General features: G+C 48.7%; 20 protein-coding genes. 7 read left to right on the forward strand and 13 right to left on the reverse strand.

All coding sequences use genetic code 11. The features are described 5' to 3' along the window. Positions 1-31: 31 nt before the first annotated feature. From JHJ32_RS10040 to JHJ32_RS10050, 3 genes are all read right to left on the reverse strand, one after another. On the reverse strand, positions 32-559 hold the full coding sequence (locus JHJ32_RS10040; protein ID WP_233632584.1) for a cyclopropane-fatty-acyl-phospholipid synthase family protein: 528 nt from the start codon (positions 557-559) through the stop codon (positions 32-34). A gap of 68 nt (positions 560-627) precedes the next feature. Next, on the reverse strand, positions 628-2,025 hold the full coding sequence (locus JHJ32_RS10045; RefSeq protein WP_079715830.1) for an APC family permease: 1,398 nt from the start codon (positions 2,023-2,025) through the stop codon (positions 628-630). A gap of 113 nt (positions 2,026-2,138) precedes the next feature. Beyond that, positions 2,139-3,569, reverse strand: a complete 1,431-nt coding sequence (locus JHJ32_RS10050) for an AAA family ATPase (RefSeq protein ID WP_200120990.1) — start codon at positions 3,567-3,569, stop codon at positions 2,139-2,141. Positions 3,570-3,639: 70 nt separating this feature from the next. On the opposite strand from JHJ32_RS10050, the gene JHJ32_RS10055 reads away from it, so the two are divergent. Together JHJ32_RS10055 and JHJ32_RS10060 are read left to right on the forward strand one after the other, a co-directional pair. Beyond that, positions 3,640-4,443 (forward strand): DUF3822 family protein, encoded by an 804-nt coding sequence (locus tag JHJ32_RS10055; protein WP_079715831.1) that lies wholly within the window; start codon positions 3,640-3,642, stop codon positions 4,441-4,443. Beyond that, entirely contained in the window at positions 4,434-4,967 is a 534-nt protein-coding gene (locus JHJ32_RS10060; RefSeq protein ID WP_079715832.1) for an RsmD family RNA methyltransferase, read from the forward strand. The genes JHJ32_RS10055 and JHJ32_RS10060 overlap by 10 nt, the downstream gene beginning before the upstream one ends. Here the strand turns inward: JHJ32_RS10060 and coaD are convergent. Together coaD and JHJ32_RS10070 are read right to left on the reverse strand one after the other, a co-directional pair. Beyond that, a complete protein-coding gene (coaD, locus tag JHJ32_RS10065; protein WP_079715833.1) occupies positions 4,941-5,417 on the reverse strand; it encodes a pantetheine-phosphate adenylyltransferase in 477 nt (158 codons plus the stop codon). The genes JHJ32_RS10060 and coaD overlap by 27 nt on opposite strands. Before the next feature lie 61 nt (positions 5,418-5,478). Beyond that, positions 5,479-5,904 carry an NUDIX hydrolase gene (locus JHJ32_RS10070; protein WP_233632586.1) on the reverse strand — a complete coding sequence of 142 codons (426 nt, stop codon included), beginning with the start codon at positions 5,902-5,904 and terminating at the stop codon, positions 5,479-5,481. A gap of 187 nt (positions 5,905-6,091) precedes the next feature. Here JHJ32_RS10070 and pyrE point away from each other — a divergent pair, with 187 nt between their 5' ends. Together pyrE and JHJ32_RS10080 are read left to right on the forward strand one after the other, a co-directional pair. Further along, positions 6,092-6,739 carry an orotate phosphoribosyltransferase gene (gene pyrE / locus JHJ32_RS10075; protein ID WP_079715835.1) on the forward strand — a complete coding sequence of 216 codons (648 nt, stop codon included), beginning with the start codon at positions 6,092-6,094 and terminating at the stop codon, positions 6,737-6,739. A gap of 10 nt (positions 6,740-6,749) precedes the next feature. Then, positions 6,750-7,163, forward strand: coding sequence for an SRPBCC family protein (locus JHJ32_RS10080; protein WP_079715836.1), 414 nt, complete (start codon positions 6,750-6,752; stop codon positions 7,161-7,163). An 82-nt stretch (positions 7,164-7,245) separates the two neighbouring features. Here JHJ32_RS10080 and JHJ32_RS10085 read toward each other — a convergent pair whose 3' ends face one another. The 6 genes from JHJ32_RS10085 to JHJ32_RS10110 all read right to left on the reverse strand — a co-directional run bounded on the left by JHJ32_RS10085 (position 7,246) and on the right by JHJ32_RS10110 (position 12,204). Next, positions 7,246-7,998, reverse strand: a complete 753-nt coding sequence (locus tag JHJ32_RS10085; protein WP_200120885.1) for a superoxide dismutase — start codon at positions 7,996-7,998, stop codon at positions 7,246-7,248. Between the two features lie 116 nt (positions 7,999-8,114). Then, positions 8,115-8,825 carry a DsbA family oxidoreductase gene (locus tag JHJ32_RS10090; RefSeq protein ID WP_200120886.1) on the reverse strand — a complete coding sequence of 237 codons (711 nt, stop codon included), beginning with the start codon at positions 8,823-8,825 and terminating at the stop codon, positions 8,115-8,117. Between the two features lie 25 nt (positions 8,826-8,850). Beyond that, positions 8,851-9,483, reverse strand: a complete 633-nt coding sequence (locus tag JHJ32_RS10095; protein WP_079715839.1) for a nitroreductase family protein — start codon at positions 9,481-9,483, stop codon at positions 8,851-8,853. Positions 9,484-9,604: 121 nt separating this feature from the next. Then, entirely contained in the window at positions 9,605-10,621 is a 1,017-nt protein-coding gene (locus JHJ32_RS10100; RefSeq protein WP_304612944.1) for an alpha/beta fold hydrolase, read from the reverse strand. Positions 10,622-10,639: 18 nt separating this feature from the next. Further along, on the reverse strand, positions 10,640-11,806 hold the full coding sequence (locus JHJ32_RS10105) for an MFS transporter (RefSeq protein ID WP_079715841.1): 1,167 nt from the start codon (positions 11,804-11,806) through the stop codon (positions 10,640-10,642). After that, complete coding sequence (locus tag JHJ32_RS10110) at positions 11,806-12,204, reverse strand: DoxX family protein (RefSeq protein WP_139378548.1); 399 nt, start codon at positions 12,202-12,204, stop codon at positions 11,806-11,808. Before JHJ32_RS10110 ends, JHJ32_RS10105 begins: the two co-directional genes overlap by 1 nt. A gap of 88 nt (positions 12,205-12,292) precedes the next feature. On the opposite strand from JHJ32_RS10110, the gene rocD reads away from it, so the two are divergent. After that, positions 12,293-13,537, forward strand: coding sequence for an ornithine--oxo-acid transaminase (gene rocD / locus JHJ32_RS10115; protein WP_079715843.1), 1,245 nt, complete (start codon positions 12,293-12,295; stop codon positions 13,535-13,537). Between the two features lie 51 nt (positions 13,538-13,588). After that, positions 13,589-14,368 carry a 23S rRNA (guanosine(2251)-2'-O)-methyltransferase RlmB gene (gene rlmB, locus JHJ32_RS10120; protein ID WP_079715844.1) on the forward strand — a complete coding sequence of 260 codons (780 nt, stop codon included), beginning with the start codon at positions 13,589-13,591 and terminating at the stop codon, positions 14,366-14,368. On the opposite strand, the gene JHJ32_RS10125 is transcribed toward rlmB, so the two are convergent. Further along, positions 14,365-14,487 (reverse strand): 30S ribosomal protein THX, encoded by a 123-nt coding sequence (locus JHJ32_RS10125; RefSeq protein ID WP_079715845.1) that lies wholly within the window; start codon positions 14,485-14,487, stop codon positions 14,365-14,367. The genes rlmB and JHJ32_RS10125 overlap by 4 nt on opposite strands. 220 nt (positions 14,488-14,707) lie before the next feature. Between JHJ32_RS10125 and JHJ32_RS10130 the strand changes: the two genes are divergently transcribed. Continuing rightward, complete coding sequence (locus JHJ32_RS10130) at positions 14,708-15,154, forward strand: hypothetical protein (protein ID WP_079715846.1); 447 nt, start codon at positions 14,708-14,710, stop codon at positions 15,152-15,154. A 3-nt stretch (positions 15,155-15,157) separates the two neighbouring features. On the opposite strand, the gene smc is transcribed toward JHJ32_RS10130, so the two are convergent. Next, positions 15,158-18,724: a chromosome segregation protein SMC gene (gene smc / locus JHJ32_RS10135; protein ID WP_200120887.1), complete on the reverse strand. Its 3,567-nt coding sequence runs from the start codon at positions 18,722-18,724 to the stop codon at positions 15,158-15,160. Positions 18,725-18,748: the final 24 nt, after the last annotated feature.

Here is an 18,748-nt window from a genome sequence, read left to right on the forward strand (position 1 = left end):
CGCTCAATCTATATCAATGCTTTTGCTGGCGCTAATTACCTATCGTCCACAAATAGATAGTGTCACTACCTACTTCTATCGTCTTCTCGGCCGGCCAATCGCCCATATCGAAGTCGTGCGATACGATACGGCTGCCCGGTTTCAATTCTTTCTGCAGCTTTGGCCTAAGCTTTAGGTTGACCGACGGCAGGAGGTACATGGTTACGACGTTTGCTTTGCTGAAATCGAAATCAAACAAGTTTCCTTCGACAAACCGCACTTTGTCTGTGACGCCTGCCGCTTTGGCATTTGCATTCGCTTCTTTGATGCGTTGCGGATTAAGGTCTACGCCAACTCCGGTGGCACCAAATTTCTGGGCAGCTGTGATGACTATCCGTCCATCACCACATCCCAGATCATAGACGACGTCACCGGGCTTGACACCGGCAAGTTTGAGCATCTCTTCTACCGTCTCTTGTTTGGTGGGTACATACGGTACATCCAGATCAGGTTGTTGGGCGTACGCACCCGAGCATACGGCAACAAACAGAACCATCAGCCAATTTTTGAGTGTGTTCATTGTGTTCATTTTTAATTGTTATACCTAAAGTTAATTGCGTTGCATCATGTCTGCGGTATTACTGATAACTACCGAACTGTGAAGAAAAACAACATACCCAGCAACAGTACGGCTACCCCCACTAACGCGCCGATGCCCGTATAGGCTAAGCTTGAGTAAAGCAAATAAGCACACGAACCGCAGAATATGAGCGGCGTTACCGGATAGAACGGTACGCTGAATGGGCGGACAACACCGGGTTCTTTCGCGCGCAGAACAAACAGGGCTACGCCGGTAGCAAGGAAAAAGAACCAGAATACCGGCGCGGTAAAGTCTACCATCGACTGGAAGCCATCGCGCGTAAGAGCGCCCAGCACTATCAAAGCGAGCGCGATCATGCCCTGCAATATCAGGGCATTTACCGGTGACGACGTCTTGCTGTTCCATTTGCCTAAGCGGCCAAAGACCTCAAAATCCCGCCCCAGCGCATAATTAGTGCGGGCGCCCGTAAAGATGGTGGCATTGATGGACGTAAGTGCAGCCATAGCCACAATTACGCCGATAAGCAATACACCCGGTTCACCCAACGTAACACGCATTAAGTCGATACCCACCGCTTCGGAAGCGGCTATCCGCTCGATGCCGAGCGCGTGTAAAAACGCCCAATTGATAAGCAGATAAATCGCTGTAATGGCTAAAATGCTGATGACCAGCACTTGCACCATTTTCCGACTCCCGGCTTTCAGTTCGGCGGAAATATAGCCTGCCTCGTTCCAGCCGCCGAAAGTAAGCAGCACAAATACCATCGCCAGCCCGATTGCCGACGAGTTGTCTAAGGATGTGACTGGCAGCGCAGATAAGGCAGTAGGGGAAGGGCTGATAAAAAAGCCGACAACGATCACGCATAATATGCCGATAAACTCAAAGGCGAACAGCAGTTTCTGCATACCCGTGCCGAAATTTACCCCGAGTATATTGATGAGCGTAAGCGTCGTCACCACCAGCGCCGCAAAAATCGCTGACGAATAGCTGCCAATCGGGTAGAGCTGCGAAAGGTAATCACCGATAATATAAGCGAGTAGTGCTATGGATCCGGTTTGTATTATACTTAGCCTTGCCCAAGCAAATAAGAAGGCAAAACGTTTGCCAAATGCCCGCATCAGGAAATGGTAGTCGCCTCCGGTATTCGGAAATGTGGTGCTCAGCTCCGCATAGCAAAGGGCGCCGATGAGCGACACCAGTCCGCCGAGTAGCCACACGGAAAGAAACAATTCGGGGCTGCCCGTGTTAGCCGCAACAATCGATGGGGTACGGAAAATCCCTGCGCCCACCACGATGCCTACGATAATCGTGATGGCGTCAATAATCCGGATTAAAGGTCGAGGGTTTTTATCTTCTTGGACTTCGGAATATGGCAACGTTGGTGTCGCTTGGCCATTTTTGGATGTTGTCGTGAAGGCGTTGACCACCTTGCTTTCCTCTTTCATATAACGGTCGTTACGATTGGTGTACGGTTTATATACAAACGGATACCTGCTTTGTTTCCAAAGGTCCTGTAATATTTTTGTGAGGTAACCTTCGGCCTACGCTCGGTTATCGGTCACGAGCCTCCTTCACCGAAAAAGCCGTCGTGAAAGTTCACCAAAAACAGCTCTTTGGTTGCGCGGGTGCAGGCGGTATAGAGCCAACGTAAAAACTCCACGTCGAGCTGTTCGTCGGTGAGATAGCCTTGGTCTACGAAGACCGCCTGCCATTGTCCGCCTTGCGCTTTGTGGCAGGTGATGGCCATCGCAAACTTGATTTGCAGGGCATTATAATACGGATCCGCTTTTAGCGCGGCCATCCGTTCCTTTTTGTCGGGGATGTCTATGTAATCCTGCATCACGGCGTCAAACAGGCGCTGTTGATCGGCCTGCGATAAGCTGGGAGAATCCGTGTGCAGCGTATCAAGCATTACCCGGCAATCGATGGGTTCGATTTCGTCAGTATCGATAAAGGCCAAACTCACGTCGGCGAAACGGAAGCCGTGCTGTTCGTGGACATTGCGTACCCTGCGTACTTGTGCCATGTCGCCGTTTGCAATAAAACCTGTCCGATTCGAATCAGCCGAAAGCCAATAGTAGTTGTTACGTACTACCATGATGTAGTCGCCACCGGTCAGCTCCTCATCCCTAAACAGAATGCGGTGACGGATATTTTGATTATAGCTGTTAGCATTCTTATTCGAACGGCAGATAACCATGGTATTCTCCAGGCCGTATTTATCATAGGCATAGTGCAAGCCATCGATAAGCCGTTCGCCTGTCATCCGGTAGATATCGCCGTAACCTGCTACACGGATGCGTGGAAAAGTAATGGCTGCATGGTTTGTAGCCGATTGGATTTGCTGGCGTATAGCTGTCGCATTGTGAAGGATGCCCGAATGCTTTTCCTGCCGTACTACCTCCGTAAGCTCAAAGGTGAATACTTGCATACCAAACGTGCCGGCAAGCCATTGCGCGTCGAGTGCGGGGCTTTGCAAAAGCCCCACCGGCGGAAGCTGGGCCGTGTCGCCGACAAACATCAAGCAGCAGTTTTGACCGCTATTTACATAGTCTACTAGATCCTCCAGAAGACTTTTGCTGTTAAAGGAAAAACGTTCGTTGGATATCATCGATGCTTCATCCACGATAAAAAGCGTATCCGTATGCGGATTATTAGCTAGCCCGAAAGCCATGTCGGGAGACAGGGCCACCTTTTTGCGGTATATCTTCTTGTGGATGGTGGAAGCCTTTTTGCCGGAATAGCTGCGCATTACTTTGGCTGCCCTCCCCGTGGGGGCCAAAAGGACCGTGCGCATTTGTAAAACGGGGAGTGCATTCACCAGTGTGCTGATGATGGTGGTCTTTCCCGTACCTGCGTACCCCTTAAGGACGAAACATGAATGATGACCAGCCTGCCCCAGAAAAATAGCTAACCTTTGGAATGCTTCATACTGCTGTCCGGTAGGCTGTAAGGGGAAACGGCTGTAAAGTAATTCAGCAATCTGCACGACCAAAGGTAGCCAAAAGTTTGTTCAAAATGATTTATCTAAGTAAGTTTGTCGCGACATATAAACGGTGATGACATATATTTCCGCAGATTTTGACCAACAACATGCCGCCGAGTACACTTTATTGGCGAGAATAGGACATGAAGAGAATGCCTTGGCTGTGTTAGACAATGCCGGACAACTGAAAGTCATTACCGCTTATGACCCGCGCCATACCAAGCAAGAGGTGGCTGATTTACTGAATCTCAATTTCGGGCGTGTGAAGTTGGCTGTGCCCGATGGTTCATATTCGTTTGTACCTGGCGAGGCATTTCGTGAAAGTGCTCTCGATATATACCGTCGGTACTTGCCCGGTGACGGCCTTGCCGATACCGTGATATCCAGTTTGCCCGCGCTTGGTATTACGTTGCTTCATCATGTCAACCAATTGGGCTTGGAACCGTTTGTCGGACGGTTTTCTCATCTGGGCATTTATCCTGTGGTCCAACCGTTGCTGGCGGCGGTGGTGGGGCATGCGCGGCAGACGGCGGGCCCATTCGTCAGCATCAACAAACAAGCTTCCTGCGTCAATATCGCTGTGCTTGATTCGGGAAAGTTTATTTATGCCAATGATTTTGAAGTCTTCGGTCCGGACGACCTAAATTACTACCTGCTCGCAGTATTAACAAATGGTGAGCTGATCGGTAAGCAGCCCGTTTGTTGTTTGTCCGGCGATATTGCGGAAGACGGCGAATTTCATCGACGGGTGACAAAATACAGTGAACATGTGGTATTTGCCGACAGCGGGCAGCTTACTGGGGTAAGCCTACCCCAGGCATTGCAGTTGGAGCAACATCAATACCTTACGCTTTTAGGGCTATATCTATGCGAATAATCGGGGGCAGTCACGGCGGACTGCGATTACATCCTCCATCCACTTTGCCTGTACGGCCCACTACGGACATGGCCAAGGAAGCACTATTCAATGTACTGGAAAACCGGATAGACTTCAGTGGACTGGGCGCGTTGGATCTTTTTTCAGGAACAGGAAATATCACATTCGAGTTCGCTTCCCGCGGTGTAGCCCGTGTTGTGGCGGTAGATGCCCATTTCAAATGCATCCAGTATATCAATACCGTCGCCAAGAAATTGAACATGACCGCTATAAAAGCGGTAAAGGCCGATGCCCTCAAATTTATACCATCTTGCAAAGACCAATTTGACTTGGTATTCGCGGATCCGCCATATGACCTGCCGCAATTGCCGCAAATTCCCAATCTTGTGTTCGCCGCTGGCTTATTAAAACCGGGCGCTTGGCTAATTTTAGAACATGCATCTACACGGAAGCTTGAAACCAGTCCACATTGGGTAGAAACACGCAAATACGGATATTCATCGTTTTCGTTTTATCGACTTTAGTACCGCTTCTGGAACGAATTGGCTAATGTCCCCACCGTTTATGATGATCTCGCGGATAATCGTCGAAGAAATGTGAGACAGCCCGCTACTGCTTACCAGAAACACCGTCTCAATATCCGGAGCAAGCACCGTATTGTTGAGCGCGATGGCCTTTTCAAATTCAAAATCACCGGCATTGCGCATACCGCGCAGAATATAATACGCACCGACCTTGCGGCAAAAATCTACCGTAAGCCCGTCAAACTGTACGACCTCCACACAGTCTCCATGTGATGAAAATACTTCCTGCGTGATAGCCAGGCGCTCGTCATGATTGAAATAGCCTTTTTTTGTCGTGTTCGTTCCAATAGCCACATAAATTTTGTCGAAAAGCCGCCGGCCCCTTACGACAATATCCACATGTGCATTCGTTATGGGATCAAAAGATCCGGGAAAAACCGCAGTCTTCATGTGTAGTTCTTTTTAAAGGTATTACATGGTACTTTTTAAAGGTATTACATGGTAAATGATATCAATTGGGCGTAATCGTATTCAAAATGTCCTCAATAAGCGGATAGGTATTTTTCCTTATTTTATTGAATTTATCCCGTCCCAGCCATATCGCCTCGGTAATGTCCTCTTCCAGCTGGGGTTTTAGTTTTGGAACTTTGTTGACTCCCATTTCATACCAGTTTGTCTTTTTCAATACCAATTCGCCTTTCAGCATGTAAGCATGATAAGTGGTCATGACCTTCTGTCCAAGGTAATCGACTTTAATTCCGCACTCCTCTTCTACTTCCCGCACGGCGGCTTGTTTCATTGACTCATCATCATCCACTTTACCCTTAGGCAGGTCCCATTTCCCAAGCCGATGGATGAAAAGGTAGTCCCCTTCGCCATTTTTCACTAATCCACCTGACGCTTTAATTACTTTGATTCTTTTTTTAATGAGGCTCAAAAACTCCTTGGGGTTTTTTATTAGTATGAAATATGTAATAAAAAATTTATTATGCTTTGATTCTTTGAAAAGTTTTTCGAAGTCAAAATCTTGATCGTCAATCGTTTGAAAATTGGGTAAGTCACCGGGGATAAAATCTGCCAAAACGAGGGCCGATTGGTTCATATAAATTTTATAGATTTGCGCCATGAATAATATGAATGAGGTTGCACAAAAAGTTGCCGAATCATTGTTGCAAATTAAAGCAATTAAATTACAACCCAAAAAACCTTTTACATGGGCATCGGGTTGGAAGTCGCCGATTTATTGCGATAACCGGGTAGCTTTATCACACCCGCCTATCCGAACATATATTCGCCAGAAGCTTTCTGAGCTGATACAGGAGGAGTTCGGATCGGTGGAAATGATTTCCGGTGTGGCCACGGCTGGTATTCCGCAGGGGGTGTTGGTTGCACAGGACTTGGGGTTGCCGTTTACATATGTACGCAGTGGATCCAAAGATCACGGCCGGCAAAACCTGATTGAAGGCGAAGTCGTCGGTGGTCAGCGTGTGGTGGTTGTTGAAGATTTAATCTCAACAGGTAAGAGCAGCTTGAGAGCTGTGCAAGCACTGCGCGACGCTGAATGCAACGTTGTCGGCCTGGTATCCATCTTCACGTATGGTTTTGCGGAGGCAGATGCGAATTTCGCAGAAGCAAGGTGCAGGTACGTAAGTCTATGTAATTATGACACCCTTATTGAGGTCGCCGCTAAACACAACTATATTTTAAACAACGATATCGAAATACTCGGACAGTGGCGGAAGAATCCGGGCGAATGGTCACCAACCGAGTAATAAGGCCTATATGACCATTATTCAGAATCAAGTCTCCATCGATAAACCGGTTGCCGAAGTGTATGCTTTTCTGGCGGATTGCAATAACCACGAGCAATTGATGCCTTCATCGGTTTACAGTTGGTCATCCACGCAGGACGAGGCGCAGTTTACTATCCAAAACATGGCTAAGTTGGCGCTCAAGGTGGATAGTCGGCAGGAAAAGAGCGAAGTGGTGCTAGTGCCGTCTGAAAAAGCCCCGTTCGATGTATCTGTGCGTTGGTCTGTCAAGCCACAGGGCGACAACTCGACCGTGGCCAAGCTGGTCATTGAAGCAGACTTACCGGTGATGATGAAGATGTTAGCTGCTTCTCCCTTACAAAAATTGGTGGATGAACAGGTGACCAATCTCCGCAAGGCGCTGCAGAAAGCGGCAATTAAATGAGCAATGAGATATTAGCTTATTGAAAAACCCCGACTCTTTTTCGTTTTAAAGTCGGGGCTTTTTTGATCGCATTGGCAATGCATTATCCGTTGAATTGCTCAGCCACAAAATCCCAATTGACTACGTTCCACCAATTGCTGATATATTCAGGCCTCCGATTTTGATAGTGAAGATAATAGGCATGCTCCCATACATCAAGGCCAAGCAGGGGCTTCCCTTTTAGCTCCGCATCATCCATTAATGGGTTGTCCTGGTTAGGGGTCGAGCCTATTTTTAATGAGCCGTTATCACGTACGAGCCAAGCCCAGCCCGATCCAAAACGGCCGGTTCCAGCCGTAGCAAATTGCTCTTTAAATTGGTCGAGAGATCCGAATGCTCCATTAATGGCATCCAACAGTGCGCCCGTTGGCGCATTGCCGTCTACCGGCGCACGGAGCGATTTCCAAAAAAACGTATGATTCCAGGCACCACCTCCATTATTACGGATTTTTGCGGAGAGGCCCGAGATATTGGCGAAAAGCTCCTCAGGAGTGGTATAAGTTATTTCTTCGGCTTTGATAGCCTCATTAACCGCATTGATGTAAGCCGTATGATGTTTCGTATAATGGATTTCCATTGTACGTGCATCAATGTGGGGCTCCAATGCGTTGTATTCGTAGTCCAAAGGTTCCTGTGAAAATTCCAGTGAGCCGCCCGATTCATCAGATGATTCGCCGGATGAATTGGGTGAACTGCATCCCACCAAAGTATTTAACGGGCTCACGCCCAAAGCAGTGGAAGCAACAGTCAGGCCAATGGTTGTACGTAAAAAATTCCTTCTGTTGGTAGTTGCCATAACGGTTAAGAGATTTGATTTACAGCTTAAATACAACCAAAGGTAAAAATTTGTTTTCTAAATCCCATGGATTTATTGATATGAAACGGACGAATCGATTAATGTGATGGGAAGACTCAGTCACAATCGCCATCAGGACGACATGTGAGGCCTCCCGCCAGGTCAAGTGGTTTGTTGGGGTTTTCCTTCTTCCATGTTTCGAATGCCTTTTCCAGTGTTTCCAAAAATACTTCGGAAGGCTGCGCACCGGAGACGGCATATTTACGATCGAACACAAAAAAGGGTACTCCACGGGCGCCGATATTGCGCGCCTCCTGGATATCCCTGGCCACGTCATATCCATATTGATCGCTGTTCAGCATTGCTGTGATAGCCGCCTGTTCCAGTCCTGCGGATTCCCCCAGAGCCACCAATGTCTCGCGGTCGCTGATATCTTTTCCTTCCGTAAAATGGGCGCGGAATAAGATTTCTTTCATAGCATTGCCCACACCCCGCAATTGGGCCATGTGCAGCAGCCGGTGAGCATCCCACGTATTGGCTACTACCGTCCGCTCAAAGTTCAGCTCAACGCCGGCGTGTTTCGCCATGGCCGCTACCCGAACGGTCATATCCCTCGCCTGTGCAATGGGCAATCCCTTCCGTTCGGCGAGGTAATGGTAGGTATCGGTGTAAATAGTATCTTTGGGTAGGTCGGGGTCCAACTGAAAGCTCTTCCACTCCAGTCTCACGGCTTGGCGCCCGCTAAACCGCGCAAGCGCGGCTTCAAAGTGATGTTTGCCGATATAACAAAATGGACAAGCGATGTCCGACCATACTTCGATTTTCATCGTTATTATTCCTTAAATAGCGGAGCTATACAATTTGCAAAAATAATTCATCTTTAGGTGAGCGTACTTTCTTTTGGTTGACCAGCCAGTCGTTCTCCGAATCCCGATAACCTAAGGGCAAGATGGTTACGCTTTTGAGTCCCTGTGCGGGCAACTGCAGTAATTCGTCCAAAGCAGCGTTGTCAAAACCTTCCATTGGGGTGGCATCGACGCGGAGTTCCGCCGCGGCCGCGATCGCCAAGCCAAAGGCAATGTAGGCCTGCCGTGCCGCGTGTTCAAAGTTGGCATTGGCAGGTCTGCTAAGATACATGTTTTTTAGCCGATTCTTGTAGTCATCAAACGTATCAGCCGGAAGACCCCGTTCTGCTGCCGTATGACTGAAAACACGGTCAATCCGTTCAGCAGTGTAGTTGTCCCATGCCGCAAAAACCAGCACATGAGACCCATCCACAATTTGACGCTGCCCATAAGCGATTGGCTGGATTTTCTGGCGGAGTTCCGCATTGGTAATTACGATAATTTTAAAAGGTTGCAATCCGGATGATGTTGGAGCAAGGTATGCTGCCTGCAGTATTTTATCCACCTTCTCCTGCGGAACGGGTTGGCCGTTCATCTTCTTCGTGGCGTAACGCCAGTTTAGCGCATCTAATAATTGCATAGTCAGTCCCAAAAACTTGTTTTCGTTGAAATATATACGGATGCAAAGGTAATCAATGTTTAAACACTAATATGGGTGCCAATCGAAAATATACATTGAAATGACCGTCCACTTGGCGGCGCTAACGCTTGGCGAGAAACTGCTTCAACGGTTCGATGAACCGTGCGTAAGCTTCAATATGTGGCAAGTGACCGATATCAGCGATTTCCACGAGTCGCGCGTTTGGAATAGCCTCAGCAGTTTTCTTGCCCAGAAGAGGATAATTGCCCAACGTTTCCTGTACAGCTTTAGGCGCATTGGCCTTACCCAACGCTGTACGGTCGCGTTGTCCGATGATGAGCAGGGTTGGGACCTTGATGTCGCCGAATTCATAGACTACGGGCTGCGTAAAAATCATGTCGTATAACAATGCCGAATTCCAGGCAATGCGCGGATAATCGACATCGTTGGTCCAACCGGCAAGCATATGTACCCAGCGGTCATACTCCGGGCGCCATTGATTGCCGTAGTAGAAGGCAAGTTGGTAACTTTTGATTTTATCATAGGTCTGCTCAAGTTCGCTCTTATACCAGTCATCTACTGTTTGGTAGGGCACCATAGTTTTCCAGTCTTCCAATCCAATTGGGTTTTCCAGAATGAGCGATTGAGTTCGTTCAGGATACATCAACGCAAACCGGGTGGCCAGCATGCCGCCCATGGAGTGACCGAGGATATGAGCTTTGTCGATTTGGAGGTTATCCAGCAACTTTCGTGTATTCAGCGCCAGCAACTGGAAGGAATACTGAATGCGGATTGGTTTCGAAGACTTTCCAAATCCGATTTGGTCTGGCATCACGACCCGATAGCCTTGCTGGGCCAAGTCGGCTGCGGTCTGTTCCCAATACGCACCATTGAAGTTCTTGCCATGGAGCAGCACCATGGTTTCGCCGTTGGGCGCTTTCGGAACTACATCCATATAAGCCATCTTCAGTGTTTCTCCCTGGATTTGCAGCGATATGTAACTCACCGGAAAAGGATATTCGATGGTTTCGAGGTTGGCACCTATGGGCGAATCATTTTGTGCGGCAGCGGGGGCCATTGCGCCCAACACCAATGCGGTTATTCCCCACACGCCATTCATAATTTTAGTATATAGCATAGCCTATTGAATTCCTTGTCAGTTTGCGTAGCGATATAGCAATAAGTGCCCTGCCAGCATGAGCAGCGCGAAACCCACGCCTACTAAGGTAACACCCGTCCACTGAAAATGTTCCCATGCCAGAGAAGCTACAAAAGTGCCCAAAGACCCCCCCACGAAATAGCTGGTCATGTAGACCGTGTTTACCCGGTTGGTAGCTTCGGGATGTTTGGCAAAGATGATCGCTTGATTGGTCAGGTGGATGCCCTGCAGCGCTGCATCAATGAGTAATACACCAATTATCAGCGCTCCATAGCCCGTTGCTCCGGGGATGCCGATAAGCCACCAAGAAATCAAGGTGAGTACTGACAACCCGATGACCAGCTGATTACGGTCTATCCGGTCGATCATCTTGCCGAGAAATGCCGGCACGAGTGCACCCGCTATGCCAAGGATGCCGAACGCACCGGCCACGTCACTGCTTGCATAGAACGGCGGTGCTTCGAGATGGAAGACCAGTGTAGTCCAAAAGGTGGTAAAAATAGCGAAACTGCAAGCCCCCCGCCAGGCGGCAAGCCGTAAGGCGGAATCAGTCCTAAAATAGTGGACGAGCGAACGCATTAGCGAGCCATAGCTACCCTTAAACGATGGCTTCACCTCTGGTAAGGTTTTCATGACCAGTACCCAATAAATAAACATGATGGTAGCGCCAATGAAAAACATGTACCGCCATCCAAGCTGTGCACCAATGAAGCCGCTGATAACACGTGAAGCCAAGACCCCGATAAGCAAGCCGCTCATAACCATCCCGATGGACTTGCTTTTCTCCGCCGGGCTGGACAGCGTAGCAGCTAGTGGTACAAAAAGTTGCGGGATGATGCTGGTAAGGCCGATAAAAAAACTGGCGATGACCAACCACGATAGCGTATAGCTGAATGTAGCCAGCAACAATGACAGCACGATGAATGGAAAAATGGTCAGTATAAGCCGCTTTCGATGAAACATATCAGCGAGTGGGACCAAAAAAAACAGTCCAGCAGCGTAACCGATTTGGGTAACCATCGCCACGCTGCCAGCTTGGGCCTCCGAAACCTGGAAGTCCCGCGCAATCAGGGCAAGCAGCGGTTGGTTGTAGTAATTGTTGGCCACCACGAGACCGGCACCTACCGTCATCAGCCACAGTGTGCGTTTGCTCAATCCGGTCATCAGCGGAACGCTCCCTTTTCTGATTTCATCGTGTTCGTCGTTTGCCAAATCAACAGCCCGGCCAAGTAGATGCTGTGTACAAGTTGTACGGACACAGCGTTCCAGTTTTCGATGAGAGCACTCCCGAAAATCAAGGTGGTCATCACGGTGAGTCCTACCATCAGCGCTTCATTGAACCATCGGCCAGTGAAGAGCCAAATGCCTGTAATGAGTTCCACGAAAACAAGTACATAGCCGAATGCCGAAACCACTGCATATGGTAATGGGGTGCCGGCAAATTGCTCTGCCATGCCTGCGGCAAAAGTTTGCAGCTTCGGCAGGCGAACGAGCCCATGGCCAAAGAATGACATAGCGATAGGTAGTCGGATAAACAAAGCAGCGAATTTGGGATGACTCATGGTAGTCGTTTTTGTGAATGAACAAATATAGGGGGATTTGTTTAAGGACGGATGCAACAATTTTGGGAAAGTATAGTAACTTTGGCACATGTCAGTTACTACCAACACGAGCTTTCGTACGCAGCAATTTATCGAAAGGGAATTGCAATATGGCGCCCATAATTACCACCCTTTGCCTGTCGTTTTGGAAAGGGGGGAGGGCGTCTTTCTATGGGATGTCGACGGCAAACGGTATTATGATTTCCTGTCAGGGTATTCAGCGGTAAATCAAGGGCATTGCCATCCGAAGATCGTCGGCGCATTAATTGAGCAGGCACAAAAGCTAACGCTCACTTCAAGGGCTTTCCACAGTGATTTATTAGGTGAATACGCCCAGTACATTACCACGTATTTCGGGTATGATAAAGTACTGCCCATGAACAGCGGCGTCGAGGCTGTCGAAACTGCATTAAAGCTGGCTCGGCGCTGGGGGTATGACCGGAAAGGTATACCGGTCAATCAGGCTAAGATCGTCGCCGTCGAAGGGAATTTTCATGGCCGGACGCTCAATGTCGTGTCTTTCAGCACCGATCCATCCTCACGCGACGGGTTTGGTCCGTTCATGCCGGGCTACGAAATAGTCCCTTATAATGATTTGGAAGCGTTGGCTGAGGCTTTGAACGATCCCCAGGTTGCAGGGTTCCTGGTAGAGCCCATACAGGGCGAAGCCGGCGTATTTGTGCCGGACGATGGGTACCTGGCGGCCGCTTATGATTTATGTAAGCGGGCAAATGTCTTGTTCATAGGAGATGAAATCCAAACGGGATTGGCACGGACAGGAAAGCTCTTGGCTTGTGACCACGAAAATATCCGTCCAGACATCCTCATTTTAGGTAAAGCGCTCAGTGGTGGCACGTTGCCTATTTCCGCTGTTTTAGCTGATGACGACGTGATGCTGTGCATTAAGGCTGGTGAACATGGCTCTACCTATGGCGGTAACCCATTGGCTTGCAAAGTGGCGATAGCTGCTCTCGAAGTCATCCGGGAAGAAGGACTGGCCGAGAACGCGGCGCAATTGGGTGCTTACTTCCGACAGAGAATACAACAACTCCAGCATCCGTTCATCAAACAAGTCCGGGGTAAAGGACTTCTTAATGCCATTGTTATCGAGCACATTAACCCCGACGCGGCATGGCACCTGTGCCTCGTGTTGAAGGACCAGGGGCTACTGGCCAAGCCCACACATGGCGATAAAATTCGCTTTGCGCCGCCCTTGGTCATCAATAAAACACAATTGGACGATAGCTTGTCTATTATTGAAAAGAGCCTCGCCAAGTTGGCTGATTTAGTATAAAATTGCATCTCGCCCCGACAATGCGTAACTTCGTGCCCAAAATCGTACGATATGCAATATCAGCAATGGCGCGGCAGCGGGAATGAAAAGCGGGAAACGAACCAGCACATATACGGGATACGGGCGGTCATCGAAGCCATAGACAGTGGCAAGGAAATCGAATCGCTCTTCGTTCAACGCGGGTTAGGGGGGGCGCTGTTCCTCGAATTGAAGCAAGTGCTCAAGCAGCAGGGGATCAGCTACCAGCAGGTGCCTGTCGAAAAGCTCAATCGGATGACACGCAAAAACCACCAAGGTGTCATCGCGGTAATCTCGCCAATCACCTACCAACGTACGGAAGACGTCGTACCGATGATATACGAGAAAGGTGAGGTACCCTTGCTGATTATCCTTGACGGTATTACTGATGTACGAAACCTTGGCGCCATAGCGCGCACGGCGGCATGTACGGGTGTACATGCCTTTATTGTACCCAAAAAGGGGTCGGCCGAAATAAATCCCGACGCCATTAAAACGTCCGCCGGTGCACTCTACAAAATCAACGTGTGCAGGGAAGATAGTCTCGCCAAAACCGTCCGCTTTCTGCAAGAATCAGGGATTCAGGTGGTAGCTTGTACGGAAAAGACAGACAGCGATTTATATCAATTTGATTATTCAGTGCCGACAGCCTTGGTGCTGGGCTCAGAAGAGCATGGCATTTCCGATGATCTGCTGCGCGTCGTAGACCATTTGGCGAAAATACCCATGGTTGGCACCATTGCTTCACTCAATGTATCCGTGTCAGCTGGAGTAGCTTTGTACGAAGTGATTAGGCAGCGACGGGCTACCTAATCTTTTTCTTCCGAAGCAGCGGCTTCAGGTGCCTTTTTCTTCTTCTTGCTTGGCCTTCTTTTGCCATACGATCCATTGACGATTTTTCCACGTTTGCTTTTCTTATCTCCTTTTCCCATATTGAATTGAATAATTAGTTACAACAAATACAACAAATATGAAATTGAGTTTTCGAAACCGAAGACCAAATTAATAAAATTGGGGCTGAAAGAGAAATAAAGAACGTGCTGCAATTTTGTCAGTGCGGATGATGTGGGTGGTTTGAGGGGTTAACTTACAGTTAAAATTTGTTTTATTTATCTTTGTATCAGCTATTTGTGGTGATTACATGATGCGTTAATGAAAAAAGAATATCACATTGCGAATAGTGTGGTGCCTGTGCGTTTCGAGGATGGCCTTGTGCGCATCACCAACGGCGAATCCACTAAACGGGCCATGACAGCGGGATCCGAACAGCCGATTGCGTTGTTAGTACGCCTGATTAGGAAAGATTATCACACAAACTATGGAAAACCGTTGGCCATTAGCGACGACTCGTTTTCGGTAGAGATTGTGGGGCATCTTTTGGCTGAGTTTTTATTGCTGAAATACAGTGGTTTACTTCGTGTAATCTTGTTGTTTGGTTTATATGATCGCTTCCGTCGTTCATGCGAGGTGATTGACTGCGGGGAGGCAGGCAAAGACCCCAATCGTTGGTTTTGGGACAAACTGAGCCCTTACCGTGGCAAGCTGGCCGGATGGTTACCCAAAGCCGAGTCCTGGCCGACGGAAACCCATCGCCAGTAATTTTTAGGCGACCTCGCGCATATCCACAGCCACGACACGCGATACCCCCTGTTCGACCATGGTCACGCCGTAAATGATATCCGTGCTTGCGATTGTACGCTTGTTGTGCGATACGATGATAAACTGCGATTGGTTTGAAAACTTACGGATGATGTTATTGAACTTGTCGATATTCGTATCGTCAAGCGGTGCGTCTACCTCATCGAAAATACAGAAAGGTGCCGGCTTAAGCAAGTACAATGAAAACAAAAGGGCGGTGGAGGTTAATGTTTTTTCGCCGCCGGAAAGCTGATTGATGGACAGCGGCCGCTTACCTTTCGGGCGGGCCATGATGTCGATATCAGATTCCAGTGGATTATTGGGGTCACTTAAGATAAGATCGCAGGTGTCTTCTTCATTAAATAACGAGCGGAACACATTGATGAAATTTTCCCGAACCCGGGTAAACGCGTCCATAAATTTTTCCCGTGCAGTGTCGTCGATTTCTTGAATCGTTTCCAGCAGCGAATTTTTGGCGTCCAGCAGATCTTGTTTTTCTTTGACGATGAATGTGTAACGCTCATTCATTTCTTGGTAGGCCTCCATAGCCATCGGATTGATGCTGCCGAAGTCGTCCAATTGCCTGCGCAGCTTGTCTGTTTTCTCGCGTAGGGTTTCCTCATCGTCTGCTGGCTCGGTATTTGTAGTCTCCGGCTTCTCGGAGGCTGCGGCCATCAGCTCATTGATATCGATCGAAAATTCCACCGAAAGACGTTCCTTCAGCGCATTTAGATCGAGCTTGAGACTGGTCTTTTTATCACGCAGCTCGTCGAATAAAAAGTCCACCTGCTCTTTCTGCCTGCGCAGCTGGGTGATTTGGTCTTCCGTCTCGTTTATTTTTCCGCGAGCGGCATAATACGCTTCTTCTACCTCCTGCAGACCTTTTTCGAATGCTTCCTTTTGCGCATACATGGCGATGAGATCCTCATCCGAGTCATCCACGTGCTGCAGCGTCCCTTTGATATCGGCCTGCACCTGCTCGTATTCGGTAGCGTTTTTTGCGATGCGGGTTTCGTACGTATCTCGTAGGCTTTCGCGGTATTCGAGATCCTTATTGATGCTGGACACCTTGTTTTGCTGCTGATGAAAGCGGATATTTTCCTGATTGTAGGCCGACGACCGCTCGGTGAGTATTTCGGACAGCTCTTGGAAAGCCAACTGCATTTCCTGCACGGTCGTATCAAGCTCCATTTTTTCGGCTTTCAATCGTTCCAGCCGCGGTTCAGCCTCCCGGAGTTCACCGACGATACCTGTTATTTTCTGTTCGATGTCATGCTTTCGGTTTTGACTGGTGGTGATGAACGCTTGGTATTGTTCCTGCTTGGTCTTTACCGAAACCAGCTCGTTGTTGAGCCGGTTGAGTTGCTGGCTGAGTTCTTCCATCCGCGCTTTTTGCGAGCTATTTTTTAAGCTTGCAACCTGCTGTATTGCCGTATCCAGTCGTTCTTGCTGGGCAGCGATATGCTGCCCCAATGATTTGATCTCTTTGGACAGGTTTTCGAGGTTTTTAGCCCGCCCGATGCGTTTTCCCTCAAAGAGGCCCACCGAACCGCCAGAAATGCCAAATCGGTTTTTGCCAAATTTGCCGCCTTTGTGAAGCACGACGATCGCTTCCATCGGTAGTGGTTCTTCCAGCGCCTTTTCGTCGTCTGCCTGAAGCAAGAAGACGTTATGCAACAACATCCTGCACAATGGAAGATATCGTTCGTCCGCGCTGATTATATCGAGCGCCGAGATTAGACGGTTGTCTGGCACTGGCAGCGACTCAGGCACGCGCAGGCCGTCGATGGCGTCAAGCACAAAGAAATTGGCCCGCCCACGTGCGGCATCGCTCAATAGACGTATCGCTTGCACCGCCTCCCCGTGGTGTTGCACCACGTAGTGATTCATGTACGGTTCGAGGTAATTTTCGACCGCAATGCGGTAATCTTCTTGGCAGAAGAGGATATCAGAAAACAACGGGTATTGCTTTTTCCAAGCCGCGCTTTTACGCAGGAATCGGATAGACTCCGGGAAACCTTCCAGATTGTCAACCAGGGATTTGGTTAGGTTATATTCGTTTTGTTTGGCATCAAGTTGCCTGTTGTCCTTGATGATTGCATCCTTAAGCGACTGGATAACGGCCTCGGTATCGGTAATTTGCCGCTGCAATTCGTCTTCTGACTGAACGGCGAGGTCGTACTCCCGCTGCAACGTAGTTGTTTGGTCCTCGAGTTCAGCAACCAACGCGTTGAACTGATCGAGCTCGGCCGCCTTTGATGCGGCGTCCGTTACATTTCGTAGGCTTTCCTGCTCGAGTGCATCGCGCTGGATATGCAATACGGCAATTTCCTTTTCGAGCTTATAGCTTTCGTTTTGTAGCTCGTTGTGTTGCCGTGTGATGGCGTCGAGCTTGTTCTTAGCCGTTTGCTGTTGCCCGCGCAGTTCGTCAACCTCGGTCCGTTGCCGGTTAAGTGCGGTGGTGATGGTATCGAGTTTCTGTTGTTCTACGGCATGCTCCTCGTTTAGCCGTTTGATATTATACAGCGCATGATTGAGCTGTTGTTTATCTTGGGCAAGTTCTTCGCTAAGCCGCTTTTCCTTATCCTGCAGGTTGCGAAGCTGTTCGTTTTTTACTTTTTTTTCGCTTTCGTATGCACGTATTTTCGCGATATATTCATGCGTGGCCTTCTGCTGGGTGGAAAGGTTTTTCTCTTTCGCCAGGCTTTCTTGTTTCAACTGCTGGAGTTGTGCCTCCAGCTTGGCTATTTCCGCGCTCACGCGGGCCTGTTCGGTACGCTGGCTCAATTCTTGTTCGTCTAAACGTGCCAGCGACTCACTGAAATGCGTAATGCGGTGAGTGGCCAATGCCACACTTAGCGTTTTGTACTGCGCTTTAAGCCGATGGTAGCGTTCTGCTTTTTTGGCCTGGTTTTCCAGGGTCTTGAGGTTTTTCTCGATTTCAAACAGCAGGTCTTCGACCCGTGCTAAATCACTTTCGGTATCCTTCAGCTTATTAAGCGTCTGCTTTTTGCGGACTTTGTATTTGGAGATGCCCGAAGCTTCCTCAAAAAGGTTGCGGCGTGAGTTTTCTTTATTGTTGATGATTTCATCAATCATCTTCAGTTCGATGATGGAATAGGAATCGGCACCGATACCTGTATCCAAAAACAAATCGGTGATGTCTTTCAGACGACATTTCACGTCATTAAGCCGGTATTCACTTTCCCCATTGCGGTAAAGCTTGCGGGTGATAGTTACCTGTGAAAACTCCGTGGGTAGGATGTTCTTCGTGTTATCAAACGAAAGCGATACCTCGGCAAGGTTTGCAGGCTTGCGATTTTTGGTGCCGTTGAAGATGATGTTTTCCATCTTTTCCGAACGAAGCATACGGGTACTCTGTTCGCCGAGTACCCAACGGATGGCATCCACCACATTGGATTTGCCGCAGCCATTAGGCCCTACAATAGCCGTCACGCCTTCGTTGAAATGAATGGTAATTTTGTCACCGAAACTTTTAAAGCCTTTTATTTCGAGCTTGGTAAGTTGCATCTATGCCGATATTCTCCTCATTAT

Origin of the sequence: Parapedobacter sp. ISTM3, assembly GCF_016533505.1 — a bacterium.
GTDB lineage: Bacteria > Bacteroidota > Bacteroidia > Sphingobacteriales > Sphingobacteriaceae > Parapedobacter > Parapedobacter luteus.